Here is a 12,481-nt window from a genome sequence, read left to right as displayed (position 1 = left end):
GGGATAATTATATCTACGACCGGGGCACGGGGGGGCCCCACCGGGCCCCCGCCCGTTCCGCTGTCCGTCCTCACCGTCCTCCTCCGTTCTTTTCCCTTCGCGATCGGCAGGTGCGGGGCCCCTGGGCAAGTGGCGTCGAGCACAGCCGGATAACAAGGTGGACAGAAGGGGTTTTCTAGTTGGTCTACGCGCGTTAATCTGCGGCGAAGCCAGCGCCGAAGCTGAACCGTCAGGCGCTGAACGACAGGAGCACATGTAATGCGCCGGGTTACCCGCATCGCGCTCGCAGGCACTGCGACCGCCTCTCTCGCCCTCGCTCTGTCCGCCTGTGGCGGCACCTCGACCTCCTCGTCCTCCTCGGACTCCAAGGGCGGTCACAAGGGCCTCGCCATCGCGTACGACGTCGGCGGCAAGGGCGACCAGTCCTTCAACGACGCTGCGTTCGAGGGTCTGAAGCAGGCGAAGAGCGAGTTCAAGTACGCCACCGCCGACGTCGAGCCCACCGACGGTGAGACGGACGCGGACAAGACCCAGCGCCTGGTCTCCCTGGCCAAGCAGGGCTACAACCCGGTCATCGGCATCGGTTACGCCTACGGCCCGGCCGTCAAGGCCGCCGCGGAGAAGTTCCCGAACACCACCTTCGGCATCGTCGACGACTCCACCGTCACGGCGAAGAACGTCGCGGACCTGGTCTTCTCCGAGCAGGAGGCCTCCTACCTGGCCGGCGTCACCGCCGCCAAGGCCACCAAGACCAACACCGTCGGCTTCGTGGGCGGCGTGGACGTTCCGCTGATCCACAAGTTCGAGGCGGGCTTCGAGCAGGGCGTCAAGGACACCAAGCCGGGCGTCAAGGTCCTCTCGCAGTACCTGACGCAGACCGCCCAGGAGGGTGGCTTCTCCAGCCCCGACAAGGGCAAGACGGCCGCCGAGGGCCAGATCGAGAAGAAGGCCGACGTCGTCTACGCCGCGGCCGGTCTGTCCGGTCAGGGTGTCATCGAGGCCGCCTCCGCCAAGAAGGTTCTGGCGATCGGCGTCGACTCGGACCAGTACCTCCAGGAGGCGCTGGCCCAGTACAAGGACTCGATCCTGACTTCCGCGACCAAGGATGTCGCCAAGGCGGTCTACAACCTGGCGAAGTCGGTCGAGGACGGCAAGCCCGAGAGCGGTATCGTTCGGGGCGATCTGAAGTCCGGTGAGGTCGGCCTCGCCGACTCCAACCCGGCCTTCAAGAGCAACACCGCGATCCAGGACGCCGTCAAGGCCGCCCAGGAGAAGATCATCAGCGGTGCGATCAAGGTCAAGACCAGCTGACGAGAAGTACCTCAGGAGCAGCCAATGCGGTCCCGGGGAAGTTCGGGCAAGTCTTCGTGCCGGCCGGCACAGGGAGGCGCCTGTTCTGCCCCGGAGCCGCTTGGTAACCGCGGGGTTACGTCCGCTCAACGGGATACGAGGAGTCTTGCTCCACGTATCCCGTTCTCGCGGCCTGTAGCCCCTTTCGTTGCCGTAGGGGCGCTACGCGCGTAGACGACCCCCTTTCCCTCAGGAGAGTGCGCCATCAACGCGTCCAGCAGCCCTCCGGCCGACGCGGTCAACGGTCAGGTGACCGCCGTCGAACTCGCCGGGATCACGAAGCGATTCCCTGGCGTCGTGGCCAACCACGACATCCACCTCAGCGTCAGCAAGGGCACCGTGCACGCCCTCGTCGGCGAGAACGGCGCCGGCAAGTCGACGCTGATGAAGATTCTCTACGGCATGCAGAAGCCGGACGAGGGCACCATCGCCGTCAACGGCGAACAGGTCACCTTCTCGTCGCCGGGCGACGCCATCGCCCGCGGCATCGGCATGGTCCACCAGCACTTCATGCTGGCCGACAACCTCACCGTCCTGGAGAACGTCACCCTCGGCAGCGAGAAGCTGTACGGGATCGGCGCCAAGGCCCGCCGCAAGATCGTGGAGATCTCCGACCGCTACGGCCTCGGGGTCCGCCCCGACGTCCTGGTCGAGGAGCTCGGCGTCGCCGAACGGCAGCGCGTGGAGATCCTCAAGGTCCTCTACCGCGGCGCCCGCATCCTGATCCTCGACGAGCCGACCGCCGTCCTCGTGCCGCAGGAGGTCGACGCGCTGTTCGACAACCTGCGCGAGCTCAAGGCCGAGGGGCTGTCGGTCATCTTCATCTCGCACAAGCTGGGCGAGGTGCTCTCGGTCGCCGACGACATCACGGTCATCCGGCGCGGCACGACGGTCGGCACCGCCGTGCCCTCGGAGACGACCCCGCGTCAGCTCGCCGAGCTGATGGTCGGCAGCGAACTGCCGACGCCGGAGACCTCCGAGTCGACGGTCACCGACCAGGCCGTGATCGAGGTCGACGACCTGGTCGTCTTCGCCAAGGGCTCGGTGTCGATGGGCAAGGGCTCCGCCGCCCTGCTCATGGACGAGGTGGAGCGCGGCGCCGTACGCCTCGTGCTCGACCATGTCTCCTTCACCATCCACGCCGGTGAGGTCATGGGCATCGCGGGTGTCGAGGGCAACGGCCAGACCGAGCTCATCGACGCGCTGATCGGCCTGAAGGCCGCCGACTCCGGTGTCATCCGCTTCGCGGGCGAGGACATCACGGGGATGTCCACGCGCAAGCGCCGCGAGAACGGCATCGGCTACATCCCCGAGGACCGGCACCGCCACGGCCTCCTCCTGGAAGCCCCCCTCTGGGAGAACCGCATCCTCGGCCACGTCACCGAGAAGCCCAACGCCAAGGGTGTCTGGATCGACATCAAGGGCGCCCAGCAGGACACCCGCCGCATCGTCGAGGAATACGACGTGCGCACCCCCGGCATCGACGTCACCGCGGCCTCCCTGTCCGGCGGCAACCAGCAGAAGCTGATCGTCGGCCGCGAGATGAGCCACAAGCCGAAGTTCCTGATCGCCGCCCACCCCACCCGTGGTGTGGACGTCGGCGCGCAGGCGCAGATCTGGGACCAGATCCGCGCGGCGCGCCGCGAAGGACTCGCCGTCCTGCTGATCTCCGCGGACCTGGACGAGCTCATCGGCCTGTCCGACACGCTCCGGGTGATCTACAACGGCAAGCTGGTCGCGGACGCGGACCCGGCCACCATCACCCCGGAGGAGCTCGGCTCGGCCATGACCGGTGCCGCCTCCGGACACCTGGAGAACGAGGAGCTCGCCGAAGCGGCCGAGCTCGAAGAGCCCGCCGAGAACCCGGCGGACGCCCCGGAAGACGAGGCCCGCTGATGAAGAAGTTCGACAAGGAGCGCATCCTCCTCGGAGTGGCCGGGCCGGTCATCGCGCTCGTCGTCGCCGTGGCGCTCACCTCGATCGTGCTGCTCGCCTCGGGCAAGAACCCGATCGAGCCGTACACGATCATGTTCGAGCAGGCTACGTACTCCGACATCCAGGTCCTGATCATCAACCAGGCCTCGCTGTACTACATCGCGGCGCTGGCGGTGGCCGTCGGCTTCCGGATGAACCTGTTCAACATCGGTGTCGACGGCCAGTACCAGCTCGCCGCCATGATGGCCGCGATCGTCGGCGCGCACGTCGCGCTGCCGGCCGCGCTCCAGGTCCCGCTGCTGATGCTGACCGCCATCTGCACCGGCGCCTTCTGGGCCGGCATCGCCGGTGTCCTCAAGGTCACCCGCGGGGTCAGCGAGGTCGTCGCGACGATCATGCTCAACGCGATCGCGACCTCCGTCATCGCCTACCTGTGGCTGCCCGACGTCTTCGGCGTCAAGCTCGGCAACAACAACACCACCGGCGAGATGCACAAGTCCGGCTGGATCCCCGGCTTCAGCATGGGCGACGCGGGCGAGATCTACGGCCTGGTCATCCTCGCCGTGGTCCTCGGCATCGGCTACTGGATCGTGCTGAACCGCACCCGCTTCGGCTTCGACCTGCGCGCCTCCGGCGCCTCCGAGTCGGCCGCCGCGGCCAGTGGTGTCGACCCCAAGCGCATGGTGCTCACCGCGATGCTGCTCTCCGGCGGCATCGCCGGTCTCGCGGGTCTGCCGATCCTGCTCGGCGACACCCACACGTACAGCCTGAACTTCCCGACCGGCATCGGCTTCCTGGGTATCGGTATCGCGCTGCTCGGCCGCAACAGCCCCGTCGGCATCGCCTTCGCGGCCCTGCTGTGGGCCTGGCTCGAGAAGGCCTCGCCCGAACTCGACTTCCACGGGTACGACAAGGAGATCGCGGTCATCATGCAGGGCCTGATCGTGATCTCGGTCGTCGTCTCGTACGAGGCCGTGCGCGAGTGGGGTCTGCGCCGTCAGCAGCGCCGCGTCGGCGCCGAACTCGCCGCGGGCAACGTCCTCGGCGGAAACGACAACACCGAGAAGGAGGTGGCGGGACGATGACCACCGCAGCCGACGTCAACCAGCCCACGCTGCAGCCCGCGGCTCCCAAGAGCCGCCGGATGTCGCTCCCCGTCCTCCTGCTGGTGATCGCGGGCGCCCTGGCGCTGACCTCGATCGTCCGCATCATCACCGGCGCTGACGGCATCACCAACGTCAGCCAGATGTCGACCGCGCTCGAACTGGCCGTCCCGATCGGCCTGGCCGGTCTCGGCGGTCTGTGGGCCGAGCGCTCCGGCGTCGTCAACATCGGCCTCGAAGGCATGATGATCCTCGGCACCTGGTTCGGCGCCTGGGCCGGTTACCAGTGGGGCCCGTGGACCGGTGTCCTGGTCGGCATCATCGGCGGCGCCCTCGGCGGCCTGCTGCACGCGATCATCACGGTCACCTTCAACGTCAACCACATCGTCTCCGGTGTGGCCATCAACATCCTGGCCCTCGGCGTCACCCGCTACCTGTCGCCGATCGCCTTCGTGGGCGTCCAGGGCGGCTCGGCCAAGCAGTCCCCGCCGGTCGACTCGCTCGGCCAGTTCACCGTGCCAGGGCTCTCCGACTGGCTCAGCACCCTGAACTCCAAGGGCTGGTTCTTCATCTCGGACATCGCGGGCCTGCTCGGCGGTCTGGTCACCGACGTCTCCTGGCTGACCCTGATCGCCATCGCGCTGATCCCCGGCACCTGGTGGGTCCTGTGGCGCACCTCGTTCGGTCTGCGCCTGCGGTCCTGCGGCGAGAACCCGATCGCGGCCGAGTCGCTCGGCGTGAACGTCTACAAGTACAAGTACATCGCCGTGATCATCTCCGGCGGACTGGCCGGCCTCGGCGGAGTCTTCCTCTCCATCGTCGCCAACCCCTTCTACCTGGAGGGCCAGACCGCCGGCCGCGGCTACATCGGTCTCGCGGCGATGATCTTCGGCAACTGGATGCCCGGCGGCCTCGCCCTCGGCGCCGGACTGTTCGGCTACACCGACAGCCTCAACCTGCGTGGCGGCTCCGAGAACGTCCACGCCCTGCTGCTGCTCGGCTCCATCCTGCTCGTGATCGGCGCGATCTGGCTCGGGGTCAAGAAGAAGTACGTCTCGGCCGTCATCACCCTGGTCATCGGCGTCCTCGTCTTCCTCTGGTACGCCATGACCAACGAGGTGCCCAGCCAGATCGTCTCCGCCACGCCGTACGTCATCACCCTCCTCGTCCTGTCCCTGTCGGCGCAGCGCCTGCGCATGCCGAAGGCGGACGGCCTGCCGTACCGGAAGGGACAGGGGAAGTGACGGCCGCCGGCGCGGACTCCGCGGACGTCGACTGGGAGGAGCTGCGGGAGGTGGCCCGTACGGCGATGACCCGTGCGTACGCCCCCTACTCGGACTTCCCGGTCGGCGCCGCCGCTCGCGTCGACGACGGCCGGATCGTCTCCGGCTGCAACGTCGAGAACGCCTCCTACGGCCTCGGCCTGTGCGCCGAGTGCGGTCTGGTCTCCGAACTGCGGGCCACCGGAGGCGGCCGGCTGACGCACTTCACGTGTGTCGACGGGCGGGGCGAGATCCTCGTCCCGTGCGGACGCTGCCGCCAGCTCCTGTTCGAGTTCGGCGGGGACGAACTGATCGTGGAGACACCGCGCGGGCTCGTGCCCCTGTCCGAGATGCTGCCGCAGGCCTTCGGGCCGGCCCATCTCACCAAGTAATGCCCCGCGGCCCCTCCGGCCGGCTGACGCCGGGGAGGGGCCGCTCATCTTTCGGAAGGAACGCCATGGCCATGGACGCCGTCTCCGTCATCCGCACCAAGCGGGACCGCGCCGAACTCAGTGACGCGCAGATCGACTGGGTCATCGACGCGTACACCCGCGGCGAGGTCGCCGACTACCAGATGGCCGCACTCAACATGGCGATCCTGCTCAACGGCATGAACCGCCGTGAGATCGCCCGCTGGACGGCCGCGATGATCGCCTCGGGCGAGCGCATGGAGTTCTCCTCCCTGTCCCGGCCGACCGCCGACAAGCACTCCACCGGCGGCGTCGGCGACAAGATCACCCTTCCGCTGGCCCCGCTCGTCGCCGCCTGCGGTGCCGCGGTGCCCCAGCTCTCCGGACGCGGCCTCGGCCACACCGGCGGCACCCTGGACAAGCTGGAGTCCATCCCGGGCTGGCGCGCGCTGCTCTCCAACGAGGAGATGCTGCACGTCCTCGACACCACCGGCGCGGTCATCTGCGCGGCCGGCGACGGCCTCGCCCCCGCCGACAAGAAGCTCTACGCGCTCCGCGACGTCACCGGCACGGTCGAGGCCATCCCGCTCATCGCCTCCTCCATCATGTCCAAGAAGATCGCCGAGGGCACCGGCTCGCTGGTTCTCGACGTGAAGGTCGGCACCGGCGCCTTCATGAAGACCATCGAGGACGCCCGCGAGCTGGCCTCCACGATGGTGGGCCTCGGTACCGACCACGGCGTGAGGACGGTCGCGCTCCTCACCGACATGTCCACGCCGCTCGGCCTGACCGCCGGCAACGCCCTGGAGGTCCGCGAGTCCGTCGAGGTCCTCGCCGGCGGCGGCCCCGCCGACGTCATCGAGCTCACCGTCGCCCTGGCGCGCGAGATGCTCGACGCGGCCGGGATCAAGGACGCCGACCCGGCGAAGGCGCTCGCCGACGGCTCCGCGATGGACGTGTGGCGCCGCATGATCGCCGCCCAGGGCGGAGACCCGGACGCCACGCTGCCCGTCGCCCGCGAGCAGCACGTCGTGACCGCCCCGGCCTCCGGCGTACTGACCCGCCTCGACGCGTACGACATCGGGATCGCCGCCTGGCGCCTGGGTGCCGGACGCGCCCGCAAGGAGGACCCGGTGCAGGCCGGCGCGGGTGTCGAGCTGCACGCCAAGCCGGGCGACACGGTGACCGCGGGCCAGCCCCTGCTGACCCTCCACACGGACACCCCGGACCGCTTCGACTACGCGCTCCAGGCCGTCGAGGGCTCGTACGACATCGGCGCGGCCGGCACCGACTTCAAGGCCACCCCGATCGTGCTGGACCGGATCGCCTGACCCTCACGAGGCCCAGGACGGGGACCGGCGCTCGCGCGCCGGTCCCCGTCGCCGTTTCATCCGAGTGCGGCCGCGATCACCACGAGCACCGGCACGGCCAGGATCGTCGAGAGCAGGATCGACTCGCGGGCCAGGGACTCGCCGACCCCATAGCGCGAGGCGTACGTGAAGAGGTTCTGCGCGGCCGGCAGGGCCGAGGTCACCACGACGTCGAGCAGCGGCGCGCCGCGCAGGCCGAACACGCCGACGGCGAGTGCCCAGGCGGCCAGCGGCTGCCCCACCGCCTTCAGCGCCACCGACAGCAGCACCGGGCCCCGGTCCGAGCCCCGGCCCGGCAGGGCGCTGCCGCACAGCGAGATCCCGAACGCCAGCAGCACCGCGGGCACCGACATGCCGCCGATCAGCCGGAGCGGTTCCAGGATCGGACCCGGCACGCTCAGCCCGGCCGCCGAGACCGCGACCCCGCTCAGCGAGCCGACCGCGATGGGATTGCGCAGCGGTGTCAGCAGCCGCCGCCACAGGGGGCCCTTCTCACCCGCCCCTGACAGATCGAGGACGGTCAGGGCGATCGGCGTGACCATGATCTGCTGGAACAGCAGCACGGGCGCCACCAGCGAGGCGTCACCCAGCACGTACACGGCGATCGGGATACCGAGGTTGCCGGAGTTGACGTAACTGGAGCAGAGCGCGCCGATCGTCGTCCGGCCCAGGCCCCAGCGCCGTACGGCCCCCACCGCGACGAACACCCCGGCCGCCGCGGCCGTGCTCATCGCCGTGACCAGGAGCCGGCTGGAGAAGACGACCGACAGGTCCGCCCCCGCGAGCGTCGTGAACAGCAGCGCGGGCGAGGCCACATGGAAGGCGAGCTTCGTCAGCGTCTCCCGCCCGTTGTCCCCGAGGTGGCCCCGCCGCCCGATGACGTACCCGACGCCGATGACGACGGCGATGACCGCGAAGCCCGTCAGCACTCCTCGCACAAGGCCCCCCGGGTGGGCGGGGAGCAGGCCGGCAGGCCGTCGCGTATCGCGGGCGGAACCGATTCATGGGGCATGCACCCAACCCAAGGGGGCGGAGCCGACGCGGGTCAATGTGATCTTCCGCGCCGCCCGCGATGAGTTCACGGGCGCCGGGCGGTCTACTGACCGTGGACTCCGCGAAACCGGCCGTGCTCGTGCTGCCAGGACTCGTCACCCGGGACGAGGTGCCCCGGCTCTGCGAGGCTGTCCGGGCGCTCCTGGGGGCGAGCGGCTGCGGGGTCGTGGTCTGCGACGTCGCAGGCCTCGGGCCGCCCGGCCTCACCACCGTCGACGTGCTGGCCCGCATGGAACTGGCGGCCCGCAGGGCGGGAGGCCGGATCCGCCTGCACGGCCCGGACCCGGCACTGCGCGCCCTACTCGACCTCGTCGGCCTCCGCTTCGAGACCACCGACAGCCGTGGATCCGGCCTCGCCCCGCGGCCCGGGAGCCTCGGGACCGTCGAGATGGAGGGGGAGTCCGAAGAGGGGGAACCAGCGGGCCGTGTCCAGGAAGAAGTGGAACCCGGAGATGCGGCCCTTTGAGATCTCCAGCACCTGCACCGACCAGGGGGTGTGGCCGCCCGCCTCCTCGTCCGGCTTGTACTGCGCGAAGCCCGGCAGGCCGTTGACCTCCACCGGGATCAGGCGCGAGTCGGCGCAGGCGGCGCCCAGCGTCGTCATGAAGCCGGTGATGTCGTCCGTGCCCCGCAGCCACAGGTCGAACGGCGGCATCGTCATGACCGCGTCCTCGTGCAGGAGCGCCGTCAGCGCCCTCATGTCGTACCCCTCGAAGGCCGCCACATAGCGCTCCAGGAGCTTCTGCTGCTCCTCGTCGAGCGGGTCGGAGGTCGCGGCGTCCGCGCCCGCTCCGTCGTTCTCCGCGAGGGTGGCGCGGGCCCGCTGGAGGGCGCTGTTGACCGAGGCGACGCTCGTGCCGAGCAGCTCGGCGACCTCGCTCGCCCGCCACGCGAGGACCTCGCGCAGGATGAGCACCGCTCGCTGCTTGGGCGGAAGCTGCTGCAGGGCCGCCATGAACGCCAGCCGCACCGATTCCTTGGCCACCGCGGCCTCCGCCGGATCGCTGGTCGTCGGCAGCACGCGGCCGTCGGGCATCGGCTCCAGCCAGGTGTTGTCCGGGCGGGGGGTGAGCGCGGCCTGCGCCAGCGGCGAGGGGCCCGTGAGATCCATCGGACGAGCTCTCCTGTTGCCCGCGTTGAGCATGTCCAGGCACACGTTCGTCGCGATCCGGTACAGCCAGGACCGCATCGAGGAGCGGCCCTCGAACGTGGCGTAGCCGCGCCAGGCCCGGACCATCGTGTCCTGCACCGCGTCCTCGGCCTCGAAGGACGAACCGAGCATGCGGTAGCAGTACCCCGTCAGCTCGACCCGGTGCTGCTCCAGCCGGACGTCCAGGTCCGTCGTCGCCGTACCCTCGCTCATCGCCAACCCACCCCTGTGGCCGTTTCCGATTCGCGCGTCATCGCGCCGGCACTTCGGAAGCTACCGCAGCCCACTGACAATGGCGTGCGGAGTGGGGAGAACGGCAGGTCACAGGGGGTGTTACGGCAGGCGGGCCGAGGCCCTCAGTGGGCCGGCGCGGGCACGCGGCGCGCGGCGGTACGGGCCGCGCGGGAGCCGAACAGGGTGATCGTGACGACGCCCAGCACCGCGAACAGCCCCATGGTCACCGTGCCCGCCCAGCCCCCCGCGTGGAAGGCGACCGCGCCCAGCGTGCTGCCCGCGCTGGAGCCGATGTAGTACGCGGACTGGTAGAGGGCCGACGCCTGTGCCCGTCCCGCCTTCGCGGTGTGACTCACCGACGACGACGCCACCGCGTGGCCCGCGAAGAAGCCCGCGGTGATCAGGACCAGGCCGAGCAGCACCATCACCAGGGAGCCGGCCAGGGAGAGGAGCAGCCCCGCGGTCGTGGTGGCGCCCGCCACGTACAGGGAGCCTCGGCGGCCGAGCCGGCCGGCCAGCCGGCCCGCCGTCGACGCCGACACCGTACCGACGAGATAGACCAGGAAGACCGAGCCGACGATGCCCTGCGGGAGCGAGAACGGCGCCTCGCCGAGGCGGTAGCCGATGACCGTGTAGACCCCGCCGAACACCATCATGAACAGCGCGCCGATCGCGTACAGCCGGCACAGCAGCGGGTTGGCGAGGTGGTCGCGCACCGTGCGGGCCAGCACCCGGGGCCGCAGCGAACCCCGCGTGAAGTGCCGCGGCGCCGGAAGCAGCAGCCGGAAGGCCACCGCGCAGACCACGGCGATCAGCCCGATCGTGCCGACGGCCACCCGCCAGCCCCATTCCTGCGCCACCCAGCCGGTGATGACCCGGCCGCTCATCCCGCCGACGCTGTTGCCCGCGACGAACAGGCCGATCGCGGTGATCAGCGCCTTGGGGCGGACCTCCTCCGCCAGATACGCCGTCGCCGACGCCGGGAGTCCCGCGAGTGCCGCGCCCTGAACCGCACGCAGGACCACCAGCGTGCCGATCGACGGCGCGAAGGGGACCAGGAGGCCCACGGCGACCGCCACCGCCAGGGACGCCGTCATCAGCGTACGCCGTCCGAACCGCTCCGACAGCGCACTCATCGGCAGGACGAACAGCGCGAGCCCGCCCGTCGCGGCCGACACCGTCCAGCTCGCCTCGCTCGCGCTCACCCCGAAGTCCGAGGAGAGCAGCGGCAGCAGGGCCTGGGTGGAGTACAGGAGAGCGAAGGTCGCGACGCCCGCGAGGAAGAGCGCGAAGCTCATCCGGCGGTAGCCGGGCCCACCGGGGGCCATGCGGGAGTCGGCGGAGGCGGTGGGGAGGGAGACGGCGGTGTGAGCGGAGGCGGCGGCGCCCGTGGTGACGGGCGCCCCGGTACTGGCGGAAGGCATACCTCGAACCTAAGGAGCCGCCGTTCATCCGTCCAATGCATGGAATCGACATAATCGTTCCCATGGCGCATCAGCAGAGGTCACAGGCTCACCTGTCACCGTTCAGTGACACAGAAGACAGTGCGCACCTCGCGAGACTGCTCGCCCCGCGCCTGGCGTACTTCGCCGGCGTCGCCCGCACCGAGCACGTCACCCGGGCCGCGGAGCAGATGGGCGTCCCGCAGTCGACGCTGTCCCGGGCCTTGGTCAGACTCGAACAGGACCTGGGCGTCGACCTGTTCGCGCGCCATGGCCGCACGGTGTCGCTGACCCCGGCCGGCCGCACCTTCCTCTCCTCCGTGGAACGGGCCCTCGCCGAGGTCGAGCGCGCCGCCGAGGAGGTGCGCGCGGACGCCGACCCGGCCACCGGCAAGGTCGCCTTCGGCTTTCTGCACACGATGGGCTCGGAGACGGTGCCGGGGCTGATCCGCGCGTTCCGCGCCGACCATCCGGGCGTCCGCTTCAGCCTCGTGCAGAACTACGGGGAGGCCATGCTGGAGCGGCTGCGGTCGGGCGAACTGGACCTGTGCCTGACCTCGCCCGTGCCGGACGCGCCCGATCTGGTGGGCCGCCGGCTCGACGAGCAGAAGCTCCGCCTGGTCGTGCCGGCCGACCATCCGCTCGCCTCGCGCCGGCGCATCCGGCTCGCCGAGGCGGCCGACGAGACGTTCGTGACCCTGGAACCCGGTTACGGGATGCGCCGCATCGCCGACGACCTGTGCCAGGAGGCGGGGTTCCGGCCGCGCATCGCCTTCGAGGGGGAGGAGGCGGAGACGCTCCGCGGCCTCGTCGCCGCCGGCCTCGGCGTTGCCCTGCTGCCGCCACCGGCCGTCCCCCGTCCGGGAGTCGTCGAACTCACGGTCACCGCACCGCGCGCGGTGCGCGAGATCGGCGTCGCCTGGCTGGACGGCCACCCGGACACCCCGCCGGTGGCCGCCTTCAAGAAGTTCCTGCTCTCCCGCCGCGGCCACCTGCTGCCCGACTGAGCCGCCGGGCGGCACGGTGCCCGACTGAGCTGCCGGTCGGCCAGGTGCCCGACTGGGCCGCCCGGCGCCCCGGTTCGGGACGCTAGTGCCGCGACAGGCAACGTTCGCCCCGTCGCGACTCCCGGCACGCCCTCTCGCCGCACCGGCCGAAAGCCCAAGTACATC

At 70.5% G+C, this 12,481-nt stretch carries 10 protein-coding genes and 1 pseudogene; 8 read left to right on the top strand and 3 right to left on the bottom strand.

Annotation, left to right across the window (positions count from 1 at the left end; translation table 11 throughout):
* The first annotated feature begins 258 nt into the window (after window positions 1-258).
* The 6 genes from ACWEBX_RS33790 (at window position 259) to ACWEBX_RS33765 (ending at window position 7,391) form a co-directional block, all read left to right on the top strand.
* Window positions 259-1,311, top strand: coding sequence for a BMP family lipoprotein (locus ACWEBX_RS33790; protein WP_451888582.1), 1,053 nt, complete (start codon window positions 259-261; stop codon window positions 1,309-1,311).
* A 288-nt stretch (window positions 1,312-1,599) separates the two neighbouring features.
* The gene (locus tag ACWEBX_RS33785; protein ID WP_451888581.1) at window positions 1,600-3,246 is read left to right on the top strand and encodes an ABC transporter ATP-binding protein; all 1,647 of its coding nucleotides are present in this window, start codon (window positions 1,600-1,602) and stop codon (window positions 3,244-3,246) included.
* Window positions 3,246-4,370, top strand: coding sequence for an ABC transporter permease (locus ACWEBX_RS33780; protein WP_451888580.1), 1,125 nt, complete (start codon window positions 3,246-3,248; stop codon window positions 4,368-4,370). Before ACWEBX_RS33785 ends, ACWEBX_RS33780 begins: the two co-directional genes overlap by 1 nt.
* The gene (locus ACWEBX_RS33775) at window positions 4,367-5,632 is read left to right on the top strand and encodes an ABC transporter permease (protein WP_451888579.1); all 1,266 of its coding nucleotides are present in this window, start codon (window positions 4,367-4,369) and stop codon (window positions 5,630-5,632) included. The genes ACWEBX_RS33780 and ACWEBX_RS33775 overlap by 4 nt, the downstream gene beginning before the upstream one ends.
* On the top strand, window positions 5,629-6,042 hold the full coding sequence (locus tag ACWEBX_RS33770) for a cytidine deaminase (RefSeq protein ID WP_451888578.1): 414 nt from the start codon (window positions 5,629-5,631) through the stop codon (window positions 6,040-6,042). Before ACWEBX_RS33775 ends, ACWEBX_RS33770 begins: the two co-directional genes overlap by 4 nt.
* Before the next feature lie 65 nt (window positions 6,043-6,107).
* The gene (locus ACWEBX_RS33765) at window positions 6,108-7,391 is read left to right on the top strand and encodes a thymidine phosphorylase (RefSeq protein ID WP_451888577.1); all 1,284 of its coding nucleotides are present in this window, start codon (window positions 6,108-6,110) and stop codon (window positions 7,389-7,391) included.
* A gap of 56 nt (window positions 7,392-7,447) precedes the next feature.
* Here ACWEBX_RS33765 and ACWEBX_RS33760 read toward each other — a convergent pair whose 3' ends face one another.
* A complete protein-coding gene (locus ACWEBX_RS33760; RefSeq protein WP_451888576.1) occupies window positions 7,448-8,368 on the bottom strand; it encodes an AEC family transporter in 921 nt (306 codons plus the stop codon).
* 134 nt (window positions 8,369-8,502) lie between these two features.
* Here ACWEBX_RS33760 and ACWEBX_RS33755 point away from each other — a divergent pair.
* Window positions 8,503-8,742: pseudogene (locus tag ACWEBX_RS33755) on the top strand (STAS domain-containing protein); the annotation flags it as partial.
* 39 nt (window positions 8,743-8,781) lie between these two features.
* Here the strand turns inward: ACWEBX_RS33755 and ACWEBX_RS33750 are convergent.
* Together ACWEBX_RS33750 and ACWEBX_RS33745 are read right to left on the bottom strand one after the other, a co-directional pair.
* Complete coding sequence (locus ACWEBX_RS33750) at window positions 8,782-9,846, bottom strand: sigma-70 family RNA polymerase sigma factor (RefSeq protein WP_451888575.1); 1,065 nt, start codon at window positions 9,844-9,846, stop codon at window positions 8,782-8,784.
* Between the two features lie 143 nt (window positions 9,847-9,989).
* Window positions 9,990-11,291: an MFS transporter gene (locus ACWEBX_RS33745; RefSeq protein WP_451888574.1), complete on the bottom strand. Its 1,302-nt coding sequence runs from the start codon at window positions 11,289-11,291 to the stop codon at window positions 9,990-9,992.
* A 62-nt stretch (window positions 11,292-11,353) separates the two neighbouring features.
* On the opposite strand from ACWEBX_RS33745, the gene ACWEBX_RS33740 reads away from it, so the two are divergent.
* On the top strand, window positions 11,354-12,316 hold the full coding sequence (locus tag ACWEBX_RS33740) for a LysR family transcriptional regulator (RefSeq protein WP_451888573.1): 963 nt from the start codon (window positions 11,354-11,356) through the stop codon (window positions 12,314-12,316).
* The last annotated feature ends 165 nt before the right edge of the window (window positions 12,317-12,481 follow it).

The sequence above is a fragment of the Streptomyces sp. NPDC005070 genome (genome assembly GCF_053600395.1).
Note: the sequence above shows the minus strand (reverse complement) of the source record. Positions and strands in the feature narration are given on the sequence as shown.

Excerpts from the sequence above, each read along its gene's own strand:
- ACWEBX_RS33740 (WP_451888573.1), top strand. The coding sequence starts at position 11,354 with ATGGCGCATCAGCAGAGGTCACAGGCTCACCTGTCACCGTTCAGTGAC.
- ACWEBX_RS33750 (WP_451888575.1), bottom strand. The coding sequence starts at position 9,846 with ATGAGCGAGGGTACGGCGACGACGGACCTGGACGTCCGGCTGGAGCAG.
- ACWEBX_RS33780 (WP_451888580.1), top strand. The coding sequence starts at position 3,246 with ATGAAGAAGTTCGACAAGGAGCGCATCCTCCTCGGAGTGGCCGGGCCG.
- ACWEBX_RS33745 (WP_451888574.1), bottom strand. The coding sequence starts at position 11,291 with ATGCCTTCCGCCAGTACCGGGGCGCCCGTCACCACGGGCGCCGCCGCC.
- ACWEBX_RS33790 (WP_451888582.1), top strand. The coding sequence starts at position 259 with ATGCGCCGGGTTACCCGCATCGCGCTCGCAGGCACTGCGACCGCCTCT.
- ACWEBX_RS33775 (WP_451888579.1), top strand. The coding sequence starts at position 4,367 with ATGACCACCGCAGCCGACGTCAACCAGCCCACGCTGCAGCCCGCGGCT.
- ACWEBX_RS33765 (WP_451888577.1), top strand. The coding sequence starts at position 6,108 with ATGGCCATGGACGCCGTCTCCGTCATCCGCACCAAGCGGGACCGCGCC.